Origin of the sequence: Micromonospora luteifusca (assembly GCF_016907275.1) — a bacterium.
Classification (GTDB): domain Bacteria; phylum Actinomycetota; class Actinomycetes; order Mycobacteriales; family Micromonosporaceae; genus Micromonospora; species Micromonospora luteifusca.
On record NZ_JAFBBP010000001.1, the window covers coordinates 3,838,571 to 3,861,264 of the forward strand.

The 22,694-nt window shown below is 70.0% G+C and carries 20 protein-coding genes and 1 tRNA gene; 12 read left to right on the top strand and 9 right to left on the bottom strand.

Going from position 1 to position 22,694, the window contains the following annotated elements:
- Nucleotides 1-14: 14 nt before the first annotated feature.
- From JOD64_RS17420 to JOD64_RS17445, 6 genes are all read left to right on the top strand, one after another.
- Nucleotides 15-1,184 carry an ATP-grasp domain-containing protein gene (locus JOD64_RS17420; protein WP_204943182.1) on the top strand — a complete coding sequence of 390 codons (1,170 nt, stop codon included), beginning with the start codon at nt 15-17 and terminating at the stop codon, nt 1,182-1,184.
- Nucleotides 1,181-2,836: an IucA/IucC family protein gene (locus tag JOD64_RS17425; RefSeq protein WP_204943183.1), complete on the top strand. Its 1,656-nt coding sequence runs from the start codon at nt 1,181-1,183 to the stop codon at nt 2,834-2,836. Before JOD64_RS17420 ends, JOD64_RS17425 begins: the two co-directional genes overlap by 4 nt.
- The gene (locus JOD64_RS17430; RefSeq protein WP_204943184.1) at nt 2,833-4,431 is read left to right on the top strand and encodes an IucA/IucC family protein; all 1,599 of its coding nucleotides are present in this window, start codon (nt 2,833-2,835) and stop codon (nt 4,429-4,431) included. The genes JOD64_RS17425 and JOD64_RS17430 overlap by 4 nt, the downstream gene beginning before the upstream one ends.
- Nucleotides 4,428-5,588, top strand: a complete 1,161-nt coding sequence (locus tag JOD64_RS17435; RefSeq protein WP_204943185.1) for an alanine racemase — start codon at nt 4,428-4,430, stop codon at nt 5,586-5,588. The genes JOD64_RS17430 and JOD64_RS17435 overlap by 4 nt, the downstream gene beginning before the upstream one ends.
- Before the next feature lie 116 nt (nt 5,589-5,704).
- A complete protein-coding gene (locus JOD64_RS17440) occupies nt 5,705-8,557 on the top strand; it encodes a hypothetical protein (protein ID WP_204943186.1) in 2,853 nt (950 codons plus the stop codon).
- 262 nt (nt 8,558-8,819) lie between these two features.
- Nucleotides 8,820-9,170: an STAS domain-containing protein gene (locus JOD64_RS17445; protein WP_204943187.1), complete on the top strand. Its 351-nt coding sequence runs from the start codon at nt 8,820-8,822 to the stop codon at nt 9,168-9,170.
- Here the strand turns inward: JOD64_RS17445 and JOD64_RS17450 are convergent, their stop codons facing one another.
- Together JOD64_RS17450 and JOD64_RS17455 are read right to left on the bottom strand one after the other, a co-directional pair.
- Nucleotides 9,171-10,424 (bottom strand): PP2C family protein-serine/threonine phosphatase, encoded by a 1,254-nt coding sequence (locus JOD64_RS17450; RefSeq protein ID WP_204943188.1) that lies wholly within the window; start codon nt 10,422-10,424, stop codon nt 9,171-9,173.
- A 181-nt stretch (nt 10,425-10,605) separates the two neighbouring features.
- Complete coding sequence (locus JOD64_RS17455) at nt 10,606-11,826, bottom strand: MFS transporter (protein ID WP_204943189.1); 1,221 nt, start codon at nt 11,824-11,826, stop codon at nt 10,606-10,608.
- 417 nt (nt 11,827-12,243) lie between these two features.
- Between JOD64_RS17455 and JOD64_RS17460 the strand changes: the two genes are divergently transcribed.
- The 3 genes from JOD64_RS17460 to JOD64_RS17470 all read left to right on the top strand — a co-directional run bounded on the left by JOD64_RS17460 (nt 12,244) and on the right by JOD64_RS17470 (nt 14,043).
- The gene (locus JOD64_RS17460) at nt 12,244-12,894 is read left to right on the top strand and encodes a CGNR zinc finger domain-containing protein (RefSeq protein ID WP_204943190.1); all 651 of its coding nucleotides are present in this window, start codon (nt 12,244-12,246) and stop codon (nt 12,892-12,894) included.
- A gap of 131 nt (nt 12,895-13,025) precedes the next feature.
- Nucleotides 13,026-13,098: transfer RNA gene (locus JOD64_RS17465), tRNA-Arg, on the top strand.
- A 192-nt stretch (nt 13,099-13,290) separates the two neighbouring features.
- Nucleotides 13,291-14,043 carry an MBL fold metallo-hydrolase gene (locus tag JOD64_RS17470; protein ID WP_204943191.1) on the top strand — a complete coding sequence of 251 codons (753 nt, stop codon included), beginning with the start codon at nt 13,291-13,293 and terminating at the stop codon, nt 14,041-14,043.
- Between the two features lie 83 nt (nt 14,044-14,126).
- Here the strand turns inward: JOD64_RS17470 and JOD64_RS17475 are convergent, their stop codons facing one another.
- Nucleotides 14,127-15,302, bottom strand: coding sequence for an FAD-dependent monooxygenase (locus tag JOD64_RS17475; protein WP_204943192.1), 1,176 nt, complete (start codon nt 15,300-15,302; stop codon nt 14,127-14,129).
- Nucleotides 15,303-15,371: 69 nt separating this feature from the next.
- On the opposite strand from JOD64_RS17475, the gene JOD64_RS17480 reads away from it, so the two are divergent.
- On the top strand, nt 15,372-15,938 hold the full coding sequence (locus tag JOD64_RS17480) for a TetR/AcrR family transcriptional regulator (protein WP_204943193.1): 567 nt from the start codon (nt 15,372-15,374) through the stop codon (nt 15,936-15,938).
- 39 nt (nt 15,939-15,977) lie between these two features.
- On the opposite strand, the gene JOD64_RS17485 is transcribed toward JOD64_RS17480, so the two are convergent.
- Nucleotides 15,978-16,922 (bottom strand): quinone oxidoreductase family protein, encoded by a 945-nt coding sequence (locus tag JOD64_RS17485; RefSeq protein ID WP_239559552.1) that lies wholly within the window; start codon nt 16,920-16,922, stop codon nt 15,978-15,980.
- A 69-nt stretch (nt 16,923-16,991) separates the two neighbouring features.
- Between JOD64_RS17485 and JOD64_RS17490 the strand changes: the two genes are divergently transcribed.
- Entirely contained in the window at nt 16,992-17,432 is a 441-nt protein-coding gene (locus tag JOD64_RS17490) for a MarR family winged helix-turn-helix transcriptional regulator (RefSeq protein ID WP_204943194.1), read from the top strand.
- A 76-nt stretch (nt 17,433-17,508) separates the two neighbouring features.
- Here the strand turns inward: JOD64_RS17490 and JOD64_RS17495 are convergent, their stop codons facing one another.
- From JOD64_RS17495 to JOD64_RS33800, 5 genes are all read right to left on the bottom strand, one after another.
- Complete coding sequence (locus tag JOD64_RS17495) at nt 17,509-18,768, bottom strand: acyltransferase family protein (protein WP_204943195.1); 1,260 nt, start codon at nt 18,766-18,768, stop codon at nt 17,509-17,511.
- Nucleotides 18,769-18,861: 93 nt separating this feature from the next.
- Nucleotides 18,862-19,212, bottom strand: a complete 351-nt coding sequence (locus JOD64_RS17500; RefSeq protein ID WP_204943196.1) for a DoxX family protein — start codon at nt 19,210-19,212, stop codon at nt 18,862-18,864.
- Nucleotides 19,213-19,390: 178 nt separating this feature from the next.
- Nucleotides 19,391-20,158, bottom strand: coding sequence for a hypothetical protein (locus JOD64_RS17505; protein ID WP_204943197.1), 768 nt, complete (start codon nt 20,156-20,158; stop codon nt 19,391-19,393).
- A gap of 85 nt (nt 20,159-20,243) precedes the next feature.
- Nucleotides 20,244-20,843, bottom strand: a complete 600-nt coding sequence (locus JOD64_RS17510; RefSeq protein WP_204943198.1) for a ClpP family protease — start codon at nt 20,841-20,843, stop codon at nt 20,244-20,246.
- A gap of 135 nt (nt 20,844-20,978) precedes the next feature.
- The gene (locus JOD64_RS33800; RefSeq protein ID WP_307813464.1) at nt 20,979-21,476 is read right to left on the bottom strand and encodes a helix-turn-helix domain-containing protein; all 498 of its coding nucleotides are present in this window, start codon (nt 21,474-21,476) and stop codon (nt 20,979-20,981) included.
- A 194-nt stretch (nt 21,477-21,670) separates the two neighbouring features.
- On the opposite strand from JOD64_RS33800, the gene JOD64_RS17520 reads away from it, so the two are divergent.
- Nucleotides 21,671-22,684 (top strand): potassium channel family protein, encoded by a 1,014-nt coding sequence (locus tag JOD64_RS17520; RefSeq protein ID WP_204943199.1) that lies wholly within the window; start codon nt 21,671-21,673, stop codon nt 22,682-22,684.
- The last annotated feature ends 10 nt before the right edge of the window (nt 22,685-22,694 follow it).

Here is a 22,694-nt window from a genome sequence, read left to right on the forward strand (position 1 = left end):
ACGACGGAGGCGGTATGCGGCTGTACCTGACCGCGCTCAACCCCACCGACGCCGTCCTGGAAGGGGTCCTCCCAGCGGCGGCGGCGCTCGGGCTGTCGGCCACCGTGCTGACCGACCGACCTGCGGAATGGCCCTCGGACGTGCCGGTGGTGCGGTGCGCGGTCCGGGACCCGTCCGCGGTGGTCGCGGCGACGGCACCAACCCGACCGGTGGCGCTACTGTCCAACAGCGACCACCTTCAGGAGGTCACCGCGATCGCCGCACGGAAGCTCGGCCTGCCCGGCAAGGACCCCGACGCCGCCCGTCTGTGCAAGGACAAGGCCGCGGCGCGCCGGGCGATCGCGGCTGCCGGGCTCGATCTGGTACGCACCGTCACCATCGACCCCGGCGTCGCGCCGGAGGTGCCGGTCGGGATGTTCCCGGCGGTGGTCAAACCCCGCGAGGGGGTGGCCAGCGAGGACGCGTACCTGGTGGCGGACCACCGCGAACTGGTCGCCCGGGTCACCGAGATCCGTGGACGTCGGCCGGACGTCGCCCTGGTGGTCGAGGAGTATCTCGCCGGGGAGCTGCGGACCTTCGAGACCCTCGGCGACGGCACGACGCTGGCCTCCCTCGGCGGATGGCGCACCAACCTCGGCCCGCCACCGACCTTCACCGAGCAGAGCCTCGACTGGTCGCCCCCGGCGGAGCCGGTGAGCACCCGGTTGCGAGCGCGGCTCGACGCGCTCGGGGTGGGCTTCGGCGCCTGCCACACCGAGTACGTCATCTCCGACGGCCGGGTCCGGCTGATCGAGGTCAACTACCGCCTCATCGGCGACCGGATGGACCTGATCCTCGCTGAGCTGCTCGGCGTGCCGTTGTTCGAACACGTCATCCGGCTGCACCTCGGCGAGCCGCTGGCCGCCCTCAGCCTGCCGACCGCCGTCGACCGGTACGCCCAGGTCGAGTACGTCTGCGCGGACACCTCGGGCCGGCTCGTCACCGCACCGGGCCGGCTGGACACCGTGCACGGCGATGTCCGGCTGGGCTGCCGACCGCTGCGTGCGGTGGGCCGCGTCGCCGAGCACACCGGGACGAACCGCGACTACCTCGCCGTGCTGCACGCGATCGGTCCCGACCACGCCACCGTCCGGCATTCGTTGGCCGCTTTCCGCAGCGACCTGCAGTGGACCATCGTCGAGTGACCGACGACTGCGAGCGGGAGGTGTTCGGCCGGGTGCTCGACGCCCTGCTGCGCGAGGACCACCTCGGCCTGCTCAGCACCGGCCGACTGGACGGGCCAGGCCTCAGCACCGGCCGACCGGACGGGTCCGACTGGTGGCAGGTGCCGCGCCCCGGTGGCCTGCTGTGCATTCCGGTCCGGGCGGACGGCTTCCAGCAGACCCTGCGCAACACGGCGCCGATGGTGCTGGTGCTCGCCAACGGCGCCACCCACCGCACGGACACCCTGGAAGGGTTGTTGACGGTGCTCGCCCCGCACGGCAACGCCGAGGCCGAGGCCGGCTGGCGGGACTTCGGCACCGAGTGCCGCGCCGACCTGCGCGCCCGACGGCTCGCGGCCCGCGACCGACCACGCGTGCTCGCCGAGGTGGCCACCGCACGCGCGAGCACCCCGACAGGTCTGCCGGCGGCGCTCCTGGACGACGTGCTCGCCGCCCACCACGGCCACCCGGTCTACCCCACCGACCGGTGCCGGCACGGTCTCAGCGACGACGAACTGCTCCGGTACGCCCCGGAGCACGCCCCGCGTTTCGCGCTGCGGTGGTACGCGGCCCCCGCCGAGGGCGTCCGGCTCACCGGCGAACTCCCATCGTGGTGGCCGCGCGCACAGCGACCGGATCAGGTGTTGCTGCCGGCGCATCCGATCACCGCGGCACGCGATGCGCTACCGGTGACGGACCTGCCGGTGATCTCGGCGCGACCCACCCTCTCCATGCGGACGGTGGCGCTGGATGACGACCCGTACCTGCACCTCAAACTGCCCCTGCCCACCGCGAGCCTCGGCGCCCGCAACCGACGCACGCTGCACCCGGGCTCGCTCGCCGACGGCGCGGCCGTCGCCGCGCTGCTCGAGAAGATCGCCGGCGCGGAACCCGCCTTCGCCGGCCGGATCCGGCATGCCGACGAGAGCACCTGGGCGCACGTCGACGGTGACGAGCGGCGCAGCTTCCTGCTGCGCCGATTCCCGCGCGACCTGGCCGGCGTCCACGTGGTGCCGGTCGCGGCCCTCGCCGCGGCCGACCCGGTCGCCGGCACGGTCCTCGAACGGATCAGCCCCGAGCGGCCCGGGACGCTGCTGGAGTCCTATCTGGACCTGCTGCTCGACTGGCACGTCTTCCTGTGGCTACGCCACGGGATCGCCCTGGAGGCGCACCCGCAGAACATCCACCTGCTGGTGCACCCCGACGGTACGGTCGGCCTGCTCTACAAGGACAACGACGGTGCCCGACTCGACGCGCGGCACGGCGGCCGGGGCGGGCTCGTCCTGGCCGACGACCGGATGTGGGCGCGCGATCCGCAGGAGCTGGCCGACGTCTTCATCACCATCACCCTGCACCTGGCCGCCGCCGCGCCCCTGATCGCCCTGGCCGCCCGAGGGCTGCCCGTGCCGACCCCCGCCGAAGCGCTGGCACCCCGCCTCGCCGCCGCCCGCGACAGGTGGGGTGACGGCCCGGCGGCACGAACCTTCACCGAGCGGGTCCTGCGGGCCGCCCACCTGCCCATCAAGGCGATGCTCACCGCCGGCACCCTGCTGCCCAAACAGCGGCTGGGCTGCGCCGACATCAACAAGTACTACCTGCGTACCGGCCCGAACTACCTCCGGGAGACACGATGACGTGCGCACAGTTGCGCTCCCGGCCAGCCAGCGCCACCGGCCAGCTCGCCGACCTGGCTGCCGCCCACGCCATCTTCGGCTGCCTGCTCCGCGAACTTGCTCCGCCGGACGGCACCCCGAGCGTGGTCGACGGCACCGTACGTCTGCTGCTGCGGCACCTCGGCGTCACGGTGCGCTGCGCCGCCACCCGACTCTCACCGCTCGGCTCGCACCGCTACGCCGGCCCGGTGCAGCGGAAGACCGACGACGGGCGGTGGCAGGACCTGGACGCGGACGGGCTGGCCACTCTGGTCGCGGCGGAACTCACCACCCGTACCGGGCTGGCGAACGACGAGTTCGTCGAGCAGGTCCGGGCCAGCCGGGACACCATGGCCCGGCTGCTGGCCGAGCGACCGGCCGAGGATCCGACCCCCACCGGTGAACCCGCCATCGACGCGTACGTCGACTCCGAGCAGTCACTGGTCTTCGGCCACCCGCACCACCCCACCCCGAAGTGGCGCAGCGGTGACCCGGGCAGTTGGCGGGCGTACGCGCCGGAGCTGCGTACGTCGTTCCGGCTGCACTGGCTCGCCGTACCGGACGAGCTGGTCGCCGGCGCCGGACCGTTCGATCCGCTCGTGGCCGCCCTCGACCCGCCACGGCCTCCGGTCGGGCACCGTGTCCTGCCGGTGCATCCCTGGCAGCTCTCGCTCATCCCACCGGAGCACCCACGGCTGCGCGATCTCGGGGCGGCCGGTGTGCCGGTACGACCGACGGCGAGCGTCCGCACCCTTTACGCCCCTGACGCCGACCTTTTCGTCAAGACCAGCCTGCACGTACGAATCACCAACTGCCTGCGTAAGAACGCCCGCTACGAACTCGCGGGCGCGGTCGCCCTGACCGACCTGCTGGCCCGGGTGCCGATGCCGGACGGGGTCGGGCTGCTCGCCGAGCCGGCCTACCGCACGGTCGACGTCCCCGGCCCGGACGAGGCGTACGGGACGATCCTGCGCGGCGGCCTACGCCCCCACCTGCGGCCCGGGGACACTCCGCTGCTGGCAGCGGCGCTGGCCGCCACGCCGCTGGTGACACCGGACCCGGTGGCCTGGTGGCGTGCGTACGTCGGGTTGCTGGTGCCGGCGGTGCTGGGCTGCTGGCTCAGCCACGGTGTGGTGCATGAGGCGCACCTGCAGAACGTGGTCGTCGTGCTCGACCGTGACCGTCACCCGGTACGCATGCTGCTGCGCGATCTGGAGGGGGTCAAGCTCGACGCCGATCGGTGGGACACCTGGCCGGACGACGTGCCGGCGCAGGTTCGCTACGGTCCCCGGGACGCCCGCCGCCGGATCGTCTACTGTCTGTTCGTCAATCACCTCGGTGGCATCTGTGGGGCCCTCGCCGACGCGCGGCCGGGCATCGAACGGCGGCTGTGGCACGAGGTGCGGGCCGTCGTCGAGGCGGTGGCCGCCGACCTCGACGATCCGCCCGAGCTGCGCGTGCTGCTGAACGGTGAGCCGTTGGTGGCCAAGGCGAACCTGCTGGTCCGGTGGCGGCGCGACGCCGACCGGGCCGCACCGTTCGTGCCGGTGCCCAACCCGATGGGTGGGCCACGGTGACGAGACCCGTCTACGTCCACGACCTCGACGCGCTGACCGCGCAGGCCGAAGCCATCCGGGCGGCGCTGCCCCGGCAGGTCGAGCTGCTCTACGCGGTCAAGGCCAACCCCGACCCCGGCGTGCTGCGTACCCTCGCCCCGGTCGTCGACGGGTTCGAGGCCGCCAGCCGTGGTGAGCTGCGGAGGTTGGCCGAGGTGCTGCCGGGCCGGGCCCCGGCCGCGTACGCCGGGCCGGGCAAGACCGATGCGGACCTCGCCGCCGCCCTCGCCGCCGGAGTGCACCGCATCCACGTCGAGTCGCCCGCCGAGCTTCGGCGGCTCGGTGCGCTGGCCACCGCCGCGGGCCGGTCCGCCCAGGTGCTGCTGCGGGTGAACCTGCCGGTCGACGCACCCGGCGCGAGCCTGCTCATGGGTGGCGGACCCAGCCCGTTCGGCATGGACCCGGCCGACGCGGCCGAGTGCGTCCGCCGCCCGCCCGCGGGCATCGACGTACGCGGAATCCACGCCCACCTGGCCAGCGGGCTGGACGCGCCGCTTGCCGCCACGGTCGCCGCCGCCGTGGTCCGCTGGGCAGTGACCGAGGTGGGCGCGGTCGAGGTCGACGTCGGCGGAGGCATGGCCGTGGACTACGCCGCCCCGGCGGCACGCTTCGACTGGGTGGACTACGGTCGGGCGCTGGCCGGCGTCCTCGACGCGCACCCGGGGGTGCGGCTGCGCATCGAGCCAGGCCGGTCGGTGACCGCCTACTGCGGGGCGTACCTCACCGAGGTCATCGACGTGAAGCGCTCCTACGGCGAGTGGTTCGTGGTGGTGGCCGGCGGCACCCACCACCTGCGCACACCTGCGGCGAAGGGACACCCGCAGCCGTTCACCGTGCACCGGCGGCGCGGCTCTGCCGGCCTGCCCACCGACGGCCCGCGCACCGACGGGGGGCCGGTCACCGTGGTCGGGCAGCTCTGCACCCCGAAGGACGTGCTGTCCCGTTCGACCACCGCCGGGCCGATCGGCGTGGGTGACGTGCTGGCCTTCGCCATGGCCGGCGCGTACGCCTGGAACATCAGCCACCGCGACTTCCTGCTACACGAACCGCCGCTCTTTTGCACCGGTGACCCGGAGGAACTGGCCGGCGAGTGGGCCGCCCGACCGCTGGCGCTCTGACCTCAGTCCAGTCCGTTACACAGTGGATCCGAGGGTCAAAAATACGTGCGGGCCGTCGATACGATGACACCGATCGGCGCCGACACAGGCGCCGTCAAGTGGAGGTCAACGTCTAGATGAAACGCATCGGTGCAGCGATGCTGGCAATGGCGGTCGGTGTCACCACCGCCGTTCTGGCTACCGGCCAGCCGGCCCTCGCCGCCACCTCGACCAATCAACCCCTGTCGAGCTGGGCGTACCTCGATTCGCAGAGCCCGACGAAGAAGTTCGTCAACCCGGCTGTTCCGCCGCCCGTCGGCACACTTGTCGACAGCGCGAACAAGGCACACACCTACCGCTCCTACTTCACCTACGACCTGACCCAGCTCAAGGGCGCGGTGGTGCACAACTCGTACCTCTACACCAATGAGGAGACGGTCACCGACTGCTCCGCCGCCGCGACGATCGAGGTGTGGCGTACCGCTGCGGTCAAGTCCGGGACGACCTGGAACAACCCGCCCGCCGAGCTGGAGAAGCTGATCTCCGCCGACCGCGGCCCGGACTCCATCTACTGCCCCGGCTACCTGGGCATCGACATGGTGTCGACCCTCAACGCCGCGCTCACCCGGCACGAGAAGTCGATCACCATCGAATACCGGATCACGGCAGCCCAGGAGACGGACCCGCGCGCCGGCCGCACCTTCCAGCGGCCGACACTGAGCTCCACCTCCAACTACCCGCCGACCGTGACCGACCCGCGCCTGGAGGCTCCGGACCGGCCGTGTGGCACGGTCACCAGGCCGTCGCCGGCAGCGGCCTCAACCCTGTTCAGGGCTACCGCGAACGACCCCGACGAGGACGACTTCCCGTCGATCCTCTACGCGATCTGGCCGGTCGACCACCCCGACCAGCGCCGTGAGTTCTACAGCTACAACTTCGCCACCGACCTGAGCCAGTACGCCCACGGTGAGCTCCTCGCCTGGCAGGCCCGCGCCAGTGACTACTACGACGCCGGGCCGTGGAGCAAGGTCTGCTACCTCGTCATGGACAAGACGGCACCGGCGAATCCGCCGGCCGTCTCCTCGAAGCTCTACCCGGAGGGCGGAACGCCCGGCGGCGGCACCGGCCTCAAGGGCAAGTTCCGCCTCGACGCGGACGGCGACCGCGACGTCGTCGCCTTCGCGTGGCGTGACTCGATGGGTGACTCCGGCCGGATCAACGCGCGTCGCCCGGGCGGCTCGGCCATCCTCGAATACACCCCGAAGCGGGACTGGTTCGAGGAGCTCTACGTCAACTCGATCGACGCGGCGGGCAACCACGGGCCGGAGAAGACCTACCGGTTCTGGATCGCCGACACCGCGCCGAGCGCGCAGATCGAGCTGGGTGGGGTCGGGCTGCCGAGCACGATCACGCTGACCGCGCCGAAGCCCGAGACGACCGCCTTCGGCTATCAGGTCAAGGGCGGCCCCGAGTCCCGGGTGCCGGCCGTCGACGGTAAGGCGACCGGGCAGCTCACCTTCACCGAGGTCGGCGAGGTCGAGGTCGTCGTCAGCAGCTATGCGAAGAACAAGCTGATCGGGCAGGACACCCTGCGGACCATGGTCACCGACGCCCCCGGGGTCGAGTCCGCCGAGTTCAACTTCGACAGCGAGCCGATTGCCGGCAAGACCGGTTCGTTCACGTTCACGCCGCGCAACGCCGACGTCGTTTCGTACGAGTACGTCCTGGACGACACCCCGCAGACCGTCCCGGCGGCGGCGGACGACACCGCCGTGGTGCCGTGGACGGCGACTGCGGGGTGGCACACCATGGTCGTACGGTCGGTGCAGGCGGACGGCTCGAAGTCCATGGAGACCTACTACCAGTTCAGCGTCCTCGATCCGGTGCCGTCGGTGTATTCACCGACACTGGAACACCTCACCCGGATCGACGGCGTCGGCCTGCCAGTGGAGTTTTATCTGAGCAGCCAGTTGCCGAACGTGACCGGCTACGTCTACCGGTTCGACGGCGGCCCGGAAACCGTCGTCGACTCCTTTGGTGCCAGCGTGACGGTCAACGTCACGCCGGTGCACACCGGCGACAACACGCTGCTCGTCCGGGCGCTGCTGGCCGACGGCACCCGATCGCCCGAGAAGAGCTTCACCTGGCAGCCGTTCGAGGCGCCGGTCATCATCACCGACCCGCCGAACGGTGGTGCCGCCGCTCAGCCGATGACGCTGACGTTCCGTTCGGCGCTACCCGACACCAAGGAGTTCCGCTATTCGCTGGACTTCGGCGAATACCAGATCATCGCGGCAGGGCCGGACGGCACGGCGACCGTGTCGTTCACCCCGCAGTGGGATGGCTGGTTCTCGGCCCGGGTCACCGGTGTCGCTCAGGACGGCACGACGTCGCCGGAGCGCGAGATGACCGTCCCGGTCCGCGACACCCGGGTCTCGGTGTGGAGCCAGTACAACGAGTGGAGCCCGAGGGGTGGCATCGGTGTGCCCGGTGACTTCGCCCTCAGCACCTCCTGGACGCCGGAGGTGGCGGAGTACCGCTACCGGCTCAACGACGGCCCGGAGCTGACCGTTCCCCGAGCGGACAACTGGAACACCCTGGTCACGGTCGTGCCGGACCGCAACGGGCTCAACACCCTCACCGTGCAGGGTCGCACCGCGGACGGCCGGCTCTCCCCGGTCACCGAATACCCGTTCCAGATCGGCACCGCGCCGCAGGTCGTCTCCGAGGTGTATCCGCGGGACACACCCGGCGGGGGAGTCGGCGTCGAGGGTCGCTTCGAATTCAGTGGCGGCACCGCCGGGATCACGTCCTTCGAGTACACGATCGGCGGCACCGCAGGCACGGTCGCCGCCGACGCGCAGGGCCGTGCGTCGATCACCTGGACCCCGACCGAGGCGACCAGCCTCTACCTGGTCGTCAAGGGGCGTAAGGCGGACGGCAGCACGACCGACGAAACCGGCTACTACATCGCAGTGAACCCGGGCTGATCGATCTTCGATCCGTCCCAGCTCCACCAGTGATCGGATGACGCCCCGCAGGCCGGGTAACCGCCTGCGGGGCGTCATCGGCTCGACCCCCCTCCGTCTCCGCCCGGGTTGGCGGAGCCTGCGGGGGAGCCGGAGCCCGAGGCGCCAAACCGCTGACGGGGCGGTGGCGCACGTCGACGAGCGATCGGCGCGGACTTCTGGCACCGTTGATACGGCGCGCAGTGTCGCCGGGCTGCCGGTGACGCCGTAACGAGGGGGTTTCGTGGACTTCACGCTGTCGACGCGGCAGGGGCGGATCGGCACGGTGGTGGAGGTCGTCGGCGACCTGGACATGAGCACCACGCCCGAACTGCGTGACCAACTGCGCAAACTGGTGGAGAGCGAACCCCAGGTGGTGGTGGTCGACCTGACCCGTGTCGAGTTCATGGACTCCAGTGGCCTCGGCGTGCTCGTGGTCGCCTACAAGGACCTGCGGGAACGGAACGCTCGGCTCGCCCTGGCCGGAGTCAGTCAGCCGGTGCGTACGGTGTTGTCGATCACCTCGGTGGACCGGGTCATCGGCGTCTTCGAGTCGGTGCGCGACGCCGAGGAGGCGCTGTCGGCGGTGTCATGATCACCGTCGCCGGGGGAGGCTGCTGGCGCGGGCCGTGTCGGCGCCAGCGGTGCTCGATCGTGGCCCGCTGCCGCCGTACCAGTCGACGATGAGCAGGGTGGCGTCGTCGGCCAGGACCGGTCCGGCGGTTGCCAACACCGCGTCGGACAGCGCCCGGACCGCCTCACGGGGATGCAGGTGGGTGATGCGGAGCAGAGCGGCGGGCAGGTCCAGGTCGGCCGCGTTGCGTTCGCGCATCCCGTCGGTGACGATGACCAGCCGGTCGCCGGGCAGCAGAATGACCTCGCCGCTGCGGTAACCCTCGTCGGGAAACATGCCCAGCGGGAAGTTGGCGGGCAGTTCCAGCGGCGTAGCCCGACCGTCGCGTACCAGCATCGGCGGAACGTGGCCGGCATTGAGCAGCTCGCAACGCCCGGTGGTCAGGTCGACGCGGCCGAGCACGGCCGTCACGTAGGCGCCGCGTACGTTGGCGTGCTCGGCGACGGCGCGGTTGGCCAACTCCGCCTGAGTGATGAGGCTGTCACCGTGGCGGCGGGTGTTGCGCAGGCTGCCGACCCCGAGGGTGGCCGTCAGAGCGCTGGCCACGCCGTGGCCCATCGCGTCGGTGACGCTGACGTGCAGCGTGTCGCGGGCCACGCTGTAGTCGAAGGTGTCGCCGCCGATGCTCGCGGCGGGCTCCAGCCAGCCGGAGAGGGCGAATGCGCCGGCCTCGCACGTGAACGAGGCGGGCAGCAGGCGGCGTTGGATCTCGGCGGAGAGGGTGAACGGAGCGCTGCGCTGCCCCCACTCGAACAGGTCGGTGTGTCGACGGTTGGCGATGACCACGAACGCCAACGCGTGTGCGGTGCGGGCGATCCGTGCGGTGACGTCGGCGTCCGGCTCGTCGGGCAGCTCGATCTCCAGCAGGCCGATGGCCTCGCCGCGTTCGGTGACGGGTGCGAGCACCGTCCACCGGTCGTCGCCGGTCAGCACCACAGCGGTCTGCTGGCGCAGTGCCTGCTCGTACGGCCCGCCGTCGAAGGGGAGAACCTCGGCGGTCTCCTCGCCCTGACGTCGGCCGGGACCGCCGAGGGCCGTTTGGTGAGTCAGACGGACCAGTGCCCGGCCGCTGAGGTCGGCGATGAGCAGCGAGACGCCGAGCGCGTTCAACGCCGTGACGATGGCGCCGGTGACGGCCTGAACCGCCTCGACCGGCGCGGCTTCCTCGGCCGCCTGCAGCATCTCGGTCAGCACGGCCTGCGCGTTCTCCTCCACCCATCGAGCATAGGCAACTGCTGTTCCGGGCGTCCCGGCCTGACCGGCTACGAAGGATCGGCCCGGCTCTCTTGCGCTGGCGGTGCTCGCAGGCCCGTGGGCTCCCTCCGACTCGGTGTCTGTCGGGTGCTCCGATGATCAGCCGAAGCAGTTGGGGAACAGGGTGGTGAGCTGGGGTGGATCAGAGCCGGACCCGGCCATCCCGGTTGACAGGATCGGCGCCGGCGCGCGGGCCCGTTTGGAGGTTTCTCCTTCTCTTGCGGGACGTTTCGTGGCAGGCGAGCAACGCGAACGCGGCGGCCGTCAGCAGACCACCGAACAACGGGATGACGCGCACCCCGGCCGTCGCGAGCAGACCCGCGCCGATGAACGAGCCGGCTGCGAGGCCGAAGTTGAACGCGACGCTGAGGCTGGCCGACGCCATGTCGGTGGTCGACGGGGCCACCTGCATGATGCGGTGCTGGATTCCCGCGATCAGCGAACTGAACGACATCCCCGCCACGGCGAGCAACGGGATCGTCAATGCCTTGCTCGAGCCAACCACGTAGAGGCCGAGCATCGCGGCGGTGATGAGCCCGAGCAGACCCAGCACGACACCGAGCGGAAACCGGTCCAGCACGCGGCCGACCGCCCAGGTGCCGGCGACGCCGAACGAGCCCTGGACGAAGAGCAGCATGCCGAGAGATGCCGCGGCGAATCCGCTGACGTCGAGGAGGAAGACGGTCATGTAGGTGAACGCGCCCATGGCGCCGGTGACCGCGAGGATGGTGGCGACGAGGAGCACCACGAAGCGGTGTCGATCCGGCGTTGGCCCGACGTCGCCCGCACCTTGTTGCGGTGTGACGCTGGGCAGGAGCAGGGCGACCGCGATACAGGTGACGAAGCCGAGGATGGCCATCGCGACGAAGGCGGCCCGCCACCCCGCCTGCGCGCCCAACCAGGTGCCCAGCGGTACGCCGAGGACCGGGCCGAGAGCGTTACCGATCGACAGCCGAGCCACGATGCGGCCTCGGATGTTCGCGGGGAACATCGAGATCGCCACGGGGAACACCACCGCCCAGAAGACACCGTTGGTGGTGGCGGACACCAGCCGTGCGGCGAGCAGCACCTCATAGGAGGTCGCGAAGGCCGACACCGTCGTCGCCGCGGCGAACACACCGAGCGAGCCGGCGAGCAGTGGGCGCCGGGGCACTCGCCGAGTGACCCGGGTCAGCGGGAGCGCCACAATCATGACCACCACGGCGTACCCGGTCACCAGCAGCCCGGCCTCGGACCTGGAGCGTCCCAGGTCCGGCGCGATCAGCGTGAGCAACCCGATCGGAAGCACCTCGGTGGTGACGTAACAGAAGGTGGCGGCGGACAACGCGGCGAGGGCATAGACCGCGCGTCGTGGGTGCGTCATCGGCTACCTCCCAGATCCTGGACAAGGTGCAGCAACAAGCCGCCACGCAAGCGGTACGCAGGAGACCTTGCGCTACTCGATCCCAGATGTCTTCGTCTGATCCCGGCTAACTGGGTTTTGACGGTAGCATAGACGGTCTGACATGCCTCGTCATGTCCCACCCGCCCAGGGGCCCATCGCCATGATCGACACCAGGTCGGCGACATGGGGGTGTCCAGGCCGCGGGACACCCCCACATCGGCGACCTGGTGGCGATCAGGCTTACCTCGGCCGCCGCGTCGCGCGGCCGCGCCTACCTCGGCCCGCCGCGCCGCGCGGCCTTGCCCACCTCGACCCTCCCGCTGCGGGTCGCATTACCGGCTCTGAGTCGAGCGGAGCATAACCGCCTTGAATGAGTTAGGTGGTAGCATTCTCGGCATGCCACTCGACGTGTGCCAGCTACCGTTGGTCGGCGGCCACCCTGTGCTCGATCTGGTCAACACCCTCGAGCGAGGGGGCGAGTCGCCTCACGACTTCCTGTCCGACAGCTCCGCTCTGCTGCGCTGGTCGGTCCGGGTCGGCGTGATCAGCGACGCCGAGGGCGACCAGGTTGGCCGGGCGTGGCGCGACGAGCCCGCGGCGGCGCACGCGGGACTAACCGCGGTGCGGGACATTCGCGAAGGGGTGTATCTCGTGCTGCTTGCCGCGATCACCGACGCGGACGGTGATACGGCGGGTGACCCCGTCGCGGCCGGCGCCGCGCTGGTCGCACTACATCAGCGCTGGTCCGGCGCGGCTGCCCGAGCAAGATTCGTGCTCGACTCGTCGCGGGTACGACTGGCCTACGGCACGGTGCCGGCCATGCTGGTGCCCGACAGGATCGCCGAGGCGGCCCTCGACGTCATGCTGACGGCCGACCTGACCCGGGTGCGCCGCTGCCCGGTGCTCGAAGGTGGCTGTGGCTGGCTGTTCCTCGACCAGAGCCGCAGCGGTTCCCGCCGTTGGTGCCGCATGGCCGACTGCGGCAACGCGGTGAAGGCGCGGCGGCTCACTGAGCGACGCCGCGCGGCGCGGGCATCGCACTCGTAGGCAGTCGACGATGGCGTGTCAGCGCAGCTTGGTCCTGGGCTGGGAGAACGGCGGTCCGGGTGACGTGCGTGAACATCCGCCACTCCCTGCCACCCCAGGCGAACACCCAGGTCGCTAGACTGTTCCCTCGCGCCCCCGTAGCTCAGGGGATAGAGCATCGGTTTCCTAAACCGTGTGTCGCAGGTTCGAATCCTGCCGGGGGCACCTCAATAGGCAGCCGAAACACGGCCTGAACTGGCGATACGCGTGCTGCTCAATTGGAACAGGTGCGTAACCGTAGGCAAACGGCAGCCGCCGTTCGTCGTAGGTCGCAGAAAAGGCGCGGAATGCTGGGCGGGCGCTACGCGTCGCGAGCGACGGCCCTGCGGGTCGCTGGCGGTCTGGCATCCTGTGCGGATGCGACAGGTCACCGTGCTTGGCAGTTCCGGTGCCTTTCCCGAGGCGGGCCGGGCCTGTAGCGGTTTCGTGGTGGACTGGGACGGCTACCGCTTGGTGCTCGACCTTGGCTACGCCACGCTGCCACGGCTGCTCGGGCACTGGCCAGATGGTGCGGTGGACGCTGTTGTCATCACCCACGAGCACCCCGATCACTGCATCGACCTGCACGGGCTGTTCCGGATGCGGTTCTACGGTGACTTCCGTGGACCACGGCTGCCGTTGTACTGCCCGCCAGGCGTGCTCGACCGGATTAGCGGCCTGGAGCCGGACGTCGACCTACATGCGGTCTTCGACCTGCATCCGGTGCCCGGCAACTACCGGGTGGGGCCGTTCGACTTGACCGGAGTGGCACTCCCGCACCACGTGCCCAACGCAGGCATTCGCATACAGGCCGACGGGATGGCCTTGGCCTACTCGGGAGACACCGGCCCAACTCCCGCGTTGGCCGAACTCGGCCGTGACGCCGATCTGTTCATCGTCGAGGCCACCGACCGCGACGGCGAGACCAACCGACCCACACGCAATCTACTGACCTCCACCGAAGCCGGTCACTGGGCTCGTCGGGCGGGTGCCCGCCGCCTGATGCTCACCCACTTCTGGCCAGGCAACGACCGGGCAGCCGCAGTGGCCGCCGCACAGTTGGAGTTCGACGGTGTTGTGCTGGCGGCCGAAGAAGACCTCACCGTCATCCTCGGGACACCAGATCGCTGACCGCATTCAACCGAGCCCTGATCGTTGCCTGAGGGGGCACGGAGTGGTGCGGGCCATCACCGGGCGGCGGGCCAGCCGTGGGATCAGATCGCCGATACATACTCCGGCAACGCGCGGGGTGCCTTGACCCGCAGGAGGCGTTCGGCGGCAGTCATCGCACGCAGGATCGGCAGCCAGGCGGCTCCATCCCGGATCCACCGGCCGCCGTGGGTCTTCGGGACCATGAGCCGGACGTTGGGTCCGATCTGCTGCTTCTTGTGCACCAGATCGCGGTGGCTTTCCTGGTACTGGGCGAACGCGACACGGTGGTCACCGCTCGCGCTGGCCAGTTCCCCGGCGAGGCGGTAGGCACCGACCAGGGCCAGTTCCGCGCCCGCGCCCGAGGCTGGCGAGGCGCATGCGGCCGCGTCGCCCACCAGCCCGACGCGACCGGTCGACCAGGAGGGCATGTGCACCTGACTGAGCGCGTCGAAGTAGAAGTCCGGGTCGGCCAGCGCTCCGGCGAGCAGTTCCTGGATCTGCCAGGAGATGTCCCGGCCGAATACCTGGCTGACCAGGCGCTTGTGCTGCTCGACGTCGCGGACGTCGTACCGCAGCGGCCCGGAGCGGAAGATGAAGTACGCCTTGGCTTGGGCGTGGTTGCCGGAGCGGTAGACGCCGGCCATCTTGCCCGGCTGGTTGTACATGGTCACCCAGCGGTTCTCTCCCAGGGCCGCGTCGGCATTGGCGAAGGCGAAGTAGTGGTCCTTGTACCGCAGGAACTGCGACTCCGGCCCAAAGGCGAGCCTGCGGACGTTGGAGTGCATGCCGTCGGCGCCGATGACCAGGTCAAAGCGGCGGCTGCCGGCATGGTCGAAGGTGACCGTCACGCCGTCGTCGTCCTGTGCCAAGCCGCGGATGGAGTCGCCGAACAGGTACTCGACCCCGGCGCCGGTCGCCCGATGCAGCAGGGCAACCAGGTCGCCGCGCATGATCTCGACCTCGCTGGCTCCCGCCGTGTCGAGGCGGGCGACGGTGCGGTCGGCAGCATCGACGAACTTCATACCCTGCACATCGGTGGCTGCTGCCCGGATAGACGGCATGATGCCCATCCGCTCGGCCACGGCAACGGCATGGTCACGCACGTCGACGCCGTTGCCGCCGGCACGCAGGCCCGGTGCGCGCTCGACGACCGTCGGGCGGAAGCCGTACCGGGCGAGCCAGTGCGCCACGGTCAACCCGGCGATGCTCGCACCGGAAATCAGGATCCGCTGGTTCATGGAGGCGCCCCTTCACGTACGATAAATGGAGTGCGCGTTCCAGATGATTATGTGGAAGGGGTGTTCCAGATGTCAACTGCGGTTGGAGGCGGGCGCCGGGCAGACGCGGTCCGCAACCGGCAGCTGGCCCTCGATGCGGCGATTGCGCTGCTGTCCGATCCGGGTGCGACCCTCACCGTGGAGGCCATCGCCAGGAGAGCCGGTCTTGGGGCGGGGACCGTCGTGCGCGCTTTCGGCGGCAAGGACGCGCTGGTCGACGCCGCAGTCTCCACACTGCTCGAACCCGTGGTCACCCGCGCCCGCGACCTGCTCGCCCAGACCAGCCCCGAACGGGCCCTCCGCGTGTTCCTGGCCGAGTTGATCGCATTCCAGTCCGCCCACCACTCGATCAGCGAACAACTCGGCGGCCTGGACCTGCCCGCCACCACAACGCTGCGGGCAGAGCTGGTGCGCGTCGTTGAGGACATGATTGCCGGGGCGCGCCGCGACGGCGCAGTTCGCACGGACCTGGAACCCGACGTCATCGCGGTCCTGATCGGCGAGTCGGCGTTCGCGATCGCCCGATCCTCCCCGGCGTCCGGCGAACTCGCCGCCGCCTACATCACCGTCATGATGGACGGATTGCGCCCACGGTGATCTGCGGAGACGGCCGGCCTGCCAGCGAAAGGCTGTTACTCAGGGGCGTAGGACGACCTTGCCGAGATTGGCGCGGGCTTCGATGATCTCGTGCGCCGAAGCGGCATCGGTCAGCGGAATCTCGGCATGTACCGCGGGTCGCAACCGTCCGGACTGGCTGAGTTGCCACAGTTGTTGGTGATGCTGCTCGTAGAGCTCCGGTTCGGTGTTGGCGAATCGGGCCATCGTGAGGCCGGTGACGGTCTTCGAGCCGGCGAGCAGGTCGAAGGCGGGCACCGTGCCACCGCCTGAGCTGAAGAAGATCAACCGCCCGCCCGGTCGCAGTGCTGCCAAGGCGCGCGGCAGCAGGTCGCCGCCGACCCCGTCGAGCACCACATCGACCGGTTCTCCCCAGTGTTGGCTGTCGTAGGTGACGACCTCGTCCGCCCCGAGCCCGCGTAGGAAGTCCGCCTTGTCGGGCGAGCTGACGGCCGCCACGACCCGTTTGATCCCGTGGATTTTCGCCAGTTGGACCGCGAGATGTCCCACGCCGCTCGCCGCACCCGTGATCAGCACGGACTCGGTTGTGGTCGGCCGGGCGGTGGCGAGGGCGGCCAGGGCGACATGCCCGCTGCGGACCAGTGCGACGGCTTGTGTGCAGCTGGCACCGTCGGGTATCCGGCTCGCCATGAAGTCGGGCGCGAGGACCAGGTCGGCATACGAACCGGTGAAGGTCAGGGAGGTGACGCGGTCCCCGACTGCGAACGAAGACACCCCTGGACCGGTGGCGACCACCGCGCCGGCGATCTCTCCGCCAAGGATCCCGGGTAGCGGTGTCTCGCCCTCGCCCCGAACCCTTCGCACGGATGGCAGGGTCACGCCAATCGCTTCGGTGCGCACCAGCAGTTCGCCGGGCCCGGCCTCTGGGGTCGCGGCCTCTTCGAGGCGAAGCACCGCCGGGCTGCCGTACTCGTAATAGCGGACTCGGCGCACGGGCACCTCCATGTCGTTGGGATACCCCTACGATAGGGCAAGCTCGTGGGGATATCCCAATGATTTTGGTACGCTGCGCGAATGGCCGAGGTTCCGTATGCTCCCGCCCGGATCCGCGCCTTGCCGAGCTGGCTTCTCGGCCGCGCCGCGGCTCGTGGGCACCGGCTCGTCGCAGAGGCCCTGGCCCGCGAAGGCATGCGGATGATGCATCATGCGGTCCTGTCGACCGTCGCGGAACTGGGGCCGGTGTCTCAGGCGGATCTTGGCCGAGTCCTCAACGTCGACCCCAAGGACATGGCCGCGCTCGTTCGCGACCTGCTCGCCGAGGACCTGGTCATTCGCACGCCGGACCCAGAAGATCGGCGCAAGAACGCGATCTCCATCTCAGCCGACGGGCGGCGACGCCTGCGTCGCACCGAGCGACTGGGCGATGATGCCAACGACGAGCTGACGGCCGCCCTCACGCCGGCAGAGCGCGAGCAACTCGTGGCCCTCCTGGCCCGCATGGTCTCGCCGGAGTAACCATTCGTCGGGGTCCTTGAACCTGGGGGGTGAGCCGCCCGGGCCATCGACGGGCCAGTGGAGGAACGCCCTTCGGTCACTGTCTCTGGTGACGCCCATGATCCAGATGCTGACCCGCCCGGGTCGGTGAACCCACCCGGTCCGGGTCGCTTTCCTGGCTTCGGACACCGTGCCCGGTCAGGACGGCCTCGGTGCGCTGAAGGATCACCGTGGGCGCCTCGTGCGACGCCAGCGGTGCCTGTGGTGCGGGCGGCACGCGGAGTGGGTAGAGGTTGCGCAGGAATCGCTCCACCGGGTGCTCGACCCATCGGTAGCAGGCCCAGGCCAGGGCGATGCCCAGCACCGTCCAGACCAGCAGGACCTTCAGATTCATCCAGCTCGGAGGGCTCGTCTTCACCGTGCCCATCAGCCAGTAGATGACCGACAGGTGGACCAGGTAGAAGGCGTAGGACCAGGCACCGAGGGAGACCAACGGTTTGCTGCGAAGGAACGAGGGCTTCCCGGAGACGTCGTTGATCGCCGCCGCGAGCACCACGAGTACGCAGGCGGGGATCAGACCCTGCTGCGACCAGTGCGCAGCCCACCAGCCCTGCCGTGCGCCCCACCACAGCAACAGCACCGATGCCGGCACCGATGACAGGGCGAGCCACAGATTGATTCGCGGCCGCCATCCGCGTAGAAGCGCGGCGGCGGTGATCATTCCCAGCAGGAATTCGATGAATCGGATCGGCGGGAAGCGGATGAACCAGGAGAGTTGGATCCAGTACTGCTTCGGGTCGATGAAGTCCTGCACGAAGAACCAGTAGGCCCACTCGATGGCCATGCCGGCCGCCGCGATGACCGCGAGCGCCGGCAGCCGCAGTCGCAGCAGCGGCCGGATGACGAACGGGAAGAGCAGGTAGAAGAACGCCTCGCAGGAGACCGACCAGGCCACCGGGTTGGCGACGAGATGCGCCGCCGGGGGGAACCACGACTCGGTCAGCGACAGGCTCAGCAGGGTGCGCTTCCAGGAGTCGTGCCAGACCTGGTCGAAGGCCACCCAGGCGATGACGGTGCTGACCGCGAGCGCGGGCCAGACCCGGGCGATCCGGCGCCAGTAGAACGTCCCGGTGCTCACCGTGGGGGAGAAGGACCAGGTCAGCACGAAGCCCGAGAGAACATAGAAGAACGTGACCCCGGCATCACCGAATCGGAAGAAGTCGCCGAGCCTGATGTCATTGACGGTGGGCAGCTTGATGATCTGGTTAGCGTGGAACAGGAACACGGCGAATGCTGCAAACCAGCGCAGCCCGGTCAGTGATTCGACCCGGGGCATGCGGTCTTTGGGAGAACTCATCGTGATGTGGCACCTTTGGGGCATCCGCGTGACCGGGGGTCGGCTGGCGCTCCAGGCATAATGCCAGGTTTCCCGATGGCGTGGCAGACGGCGTCACCAGTGGTAGGCCAGGTTCACCGCCAGCGTGGCCACCACGGTGGAGAAGAACACCGCCCATCCCACGAGTTGGCGGGAACCCACCCGCAGGTGCGCGATGAGCGCGCCGACGAAGTACAGCACGAGGCCAGCGGCGGCGAGCGTCCCCAGCAGCGGCACGGCGAACCCGGCCAGCAGCCCCAGAGAGCCGGCCGCCAGCGCCATGCCCAGCCGCGGCACCCACGACCGTGGTATCCGCTTCATGTCCGCCTGGGCCTTCGGGTAGTCGTGGCCGATCAGGTAGGTGACGGCGGCGATGCCGGTGAAGACCGAGGCGAGGATGGTGATCGTGACGTATGCGGCGAACATGTGGCCCTCCTTGGTGGCTGTCTGCCTCAAGGACGGGGTGGTGCCGCGGAACGTTACCGGCGGTGCTGTGACCTGGGGCACTGTCTCGCCGAACCCAGGCCGGATGCGGAACCAGAGCGTGGGCCACGGAAAACCGCAGCCCACGCTCGACCGGTGACGCCCAGGACGTGCCGGCACGTCAGAAGTACTTGTACATCTCCTCCGAGGCCGCCTCGGTCTCGCTGGCGGGCGGTGCTTCCACCGTGACCGGCTTGCCGAACTCGCTCAGCCGCATCTGCGTGACGAGGTCACCAATCGTCTTCGTGGCAACCGTGTAGGAGAGCGCGGTGAGGTGTCCCTCGGCGTCGAGAGTCGCTTCGAACGGAATCGCCGTCGGGTCCTTCGCCAGCTTGGCGGACGACTCGAGGCCCTCCCGCATTCCGGCGTCGGTGCTGGCGGCCTCGGCGGCCTTCCCCAGGTCGGCGACACCGGTGTAACGGCCGTCACCCACCTCCTGGGCAGACACGATGCCGCCGATGATGCCGGTCTGCGCCTTCATGTCGAAGGACTGGCGCAGCGTGCTGTTCGGCTTGAGCTTGGTGAGGTCGAGCTTCATCCACGGCTTCTCGCCCTCGAGCGATTCCGACTTGAGGTAGGCGGCGTCGCCGATCAGCCGCGCCTCCAACGGGTCCGGGGCTTTGCCGGTGATGTGGAACATGCGGGCCGCAGGGTCCATCTTTCCGTTGAGGGTGATCGACTGGTTGCCGGCCTTGACGGAGGCATCCATGGCGAGCTGTCCAGCGAGGCTGCGGTCCATGCCCTGCTTGACGGCGGCGACCGGCTCAAGTTTGGACGTTGCCGGGGCGGCGGAGGGACCGGACGCTCCCGGGTCGCTGGAGTCGGTGCCGCAGCCACTGACGAGGGCGACGGCGAGGGCAATCGAAAGAGTAGGGATCAGTCGGCGCATAGACGCGACCCTAATAGGCGACCGCCACCGAATTTTCGCGAGTGGCGGCACCGCCACACAGGACCGAGCAGGGCGGCCACCCGCCTCAGACCGTCGGTAGCTGTTCGGCTCGGGTGAGCACCTCGTCGATCAGGCCGTACTCCCGAGCCTGTTCGGCGGTGAACCAGCGGTCCCGGTCCCAGTCCTGCTGGATCTCGTCGAGGGTTCGTCCACTGTGCTGGGCGATCAATTCCTGCATCGTCCGCTTCACGTGCAACATGTTCTCCGCCTGGATGGTGATGTCGGCGGCGGTCCCGCCCATCCCACCGGACGGCTGATGCATCATGACCCGCGAATGCGGCAGCGCATACCGCTTGCCGGCCGCGCCCGCACAGAGCAGGAACTGCCCCATCGAGCCGGCGAACCCGAGCGCCAGCGTCGCCACGTCGTTGCGGACATAACGCATCGTGTCGTAGACCGCCATCCCCGCACTCACCGACCCGCCCGGCGAGTTGATGTAGAGAAAGATGTCCCGGTCGGCGTCCTCAGCGGCGAGCAGCAGGATCTGCGCGCAGATCTGGTTGGCCGACTCCTCCGTCACCTCGGTGCCGAGGAAGACGATCCGCTCGCGCAACAGCCGCTCGAACACCTGGTCACCGAAGGACGGCTGTCCGCCGTCCAGCATCCGCACGTCGTACCCGATCATGTGCCGCCGCCTTCCACCACACCGGCGGGCGGTGGGACCGCCCGGTGGACCGGTCCCTTCAGCGTGCGTGCGACGGCGGTGGCTGGCCCAGGGATTCTGCCGCCGGCAGATCCGCCGACGGCAGAACCGCGCGGCCTACGCGGCGGTCAGCTGCCGTAGGCCCAGGCGGGCCCGCGCGCTGTCGGCCAGGGCGGCGGTACGCGGACCGGGGTGCGAGCCACCAGCGGAGGCCATCGCGTCGACGCTGAGGGTCGGCTCGTTCGCCCCCGGCCCGCGGTGCAGGACGAGCCCGCCGATGCGTGGACCCACCAGCAGGGTGGCGTTGCCGATCTCGCGTCGAGTCGCATCGACCCGCTCCAGGTGGGTCAGCACGGCGCGCGGCGCGGCCGGGAGGCGAGGCTCGACCCGCCGCATGTCGTCGCGGGCCTCCCCGAGCAGGTCGGCGAGGCTGATGCCGAGCGCCCGGCAGATCGCCGCGAGCACCTCCGACGACGCCTCCTTGCGGCCCCGTTCCACCTCCGACAGGTAGGGCACCGAGACGTCGGCCGCGGCGGCCACCTCGCGCAGCGTGCGGCCCTGACGCTGGCGGTGGCGGCGCAGCACCCCGCCGATCACTCGTCGTAGTAACGACATGGGGACCTCACCTCGCGGTCGTCGTCGGGGGAACAGTCCCATCATGCCCGCTGCCGGACCGGCCGGCGGTCCCGTGCGGGGCCACCGCCGTTTCGACAGGTGCCGGTCGTCCGCTGTGCGACCCGGACGTGCCGGGCACGACGTACCCGCTATGTTGTGGGCGTGCAGGCGACGGTGGCGGAACAGGTTCGACGGTGATCCATTTTCCCGCGCAGCGCCGAGGCCCGCTCAGTGCGCTGAGCCTCCGGCTCGCCGCTGCCCTGGGCCTGGTCTTCGCCGTGGTCGCCGCGGTCTACCTGGGCCGGGAAGGCTACCGCGATGTCAACGAGGACGGCCTGACCCTGCTCGACTGCTTCTACTACGCGGTCGTGTCGCTCTCGACCACCGGCTACGGCGACATCACGCCGGCCGCGCCGTCGGCCCGGCTGGTCAACGTCCTCTTCATCACCCCGGCCCGAGTGATCTTCCTGATCATCCTGGTCGGCACCACCCTGGAAGTTCTGACCGAGCAGTACCGGACCGGCCGTCGCCTGTCGCGGTGGAGGAGAGCCGTGAAGGACCACGTCATCATCTGCGGCTACGGCACCAAGGGGCGCAGCGCGGTCTCCGCCCTGATGGAGAACGGTCTGGACCGCTCGCGAATCGTGGTGGTGGAACGCAGCGCCACCGCCCTGCGGCAGGCCACCTCCGCCGGGCTGGTGGCGATCGAGGGCTCGGCGACCCGCTCGTCGGTGCTGAACGAGGCGCACGTCAAGAACGCGAAGGCCGTGATCATCGCGACCGACAGTGACGACGCGTCGGTGCTGGTCGCGTTGACGGTACGCCAGCTCACCGCCGGACAGGTCCGCATCATCGCGGCAGCGCGGGAGGCGGAGAACGCGCCACTGCTCAAGCAGAGCGGTGCGCACCACGTGATCGTCTCCTCGGCCACGGCGGGTCGGCTGCTCGGCCTGTCCACCTCGGCGCCGCCGCTGATCGACGTCGTGGAGGACCTGCTCACTCCGGGCCAGGGCATGGCGTTGGCGATGCGCTCGGCGGAACGGGACGAGGTGGGTCGCTCGCCGCGCGAGCTGGAGTCACTGGTGATCGCCCTGGTGCGGCGGGGCAAGGTGGTCACCCTGGCCGACCGGGCCGGCGCGGTGATCGAGACCGGCGACATGCTGGTGCACGTACGCGACGACCGCCCCCAGTCCGCGACGACCGCCTGACCGTCACGTC

Excerpts from the sequence above, each read along its gene's own strand:
- JOD64_RS17505 (WP_204943197.1), bottom strand. The coding sequence starts at position 20,158 with ATGCGCCGACTGATCCCTACTCTTTCGATTGCCCTCGCCGTCGCCCTC.
- JOD64_RS17475 (WP_204943192.1), bottom strand. The coding sequence starts at position 15,302 with ATGAACCAGCGGATCCTGATTTCCGGTGCGAGCATCGCCGGGTTGACC.
- JOD64_RS17420 (WP_204943182.1), top strand. The coding sequence starts at position 15 with ATGCGGCTGTACCTGACCGCGCTCAACCCCACCGACGCCGTCCTGGAA.
- JOD64_RS17495 (WP_204943195.1), bottom strand. The coding sequence starts at position 18,768 with ATGAGTTCTCCCAAAGACCGCATGCCCCGGGTCGAATCACTGACCGGG.
- JOD64_RS17500 (WP_204943196.1), bottom strand. The coding sequence starts at position 19,212 with ATGTTCGCCGCATACGTCACGATCACCATCCTCGCCTCGGTCTTCACC.
- JOD64_RS17510 (WP_204943198.1), bottom strand. The coding sequence starts at position 20,843 with ATGATCGGGTACGACGTGCGGATGCTGGACGGCGGACAGCCGTCCTTC.
- JOD64_RS17490 (WP_204943194.1), top strand. The coding sequence starts at position 16,992 with ATGGCCGAGGTTCCGTATGCTCCCGCCCGGATCCGCGCCTTGCCGAGC.
- JOD64_RS17430 (WP_204943184.1), top strand. The coding sequence starts at position 2,833 with ATGACGTGCGCACAGTTGCGCTCCCGGCCAGCCAGCGCCACCGGCCAG.
- JOD64_RS17455 (WP_204943189.1), bottom strand. The coding sequence starts at position 11,826 with ATGACGCACCCACGACGCGCGGTCTATGCCCTCGCCGCGTTGTCCGCC.
- JOD64_RS17485 (WP_239559552.1), bottom strand. The coding sequence starts at position 16,922 with ATGGAGGTGCCCGTGCGCCGAGTCCGCTATTACGAGTACGGCAGCCCG.
- JOD64_RS17470 (WP_204943191.1), top strand. The coding sequence starts at position 13,291 with ATGCGACAGGTCACCGTGCTTGGCAGTTCCGGTGCCTTTCCCGAGGCG.
- JOD64_RS17460 (WP_204943190.1), top strand. The coding sequence starts at position 12,244 with ATGCCACTCGACGTGTGCCAGCTACCGTTGGTCGGCGGCCACCCTGTG.
- JOD64_RS17480 (WP_204943193.1), top strand. The coding sequence starts at position 15,372 with ATGTCAACTGCGGTTGGAGGCGGGCGCCGGGCAGACGCGGTCCGCAAC.
- JOD64_RS17440 (WP_204943186.1), top strand. The coding sequence starts at position 5,705 with ATGAAACGCATCGGTGCAGCGATGCTGGCAATGGCGGTCGGTGTCACC.
- JOD64_RS33800 (WP_307813464.1), bottom strand. The coding sequence starts at position 21,476 with ATGTCGTTACTACGACGAGTGATCGGCGGGGTGCTGCGCCGCCACCGC.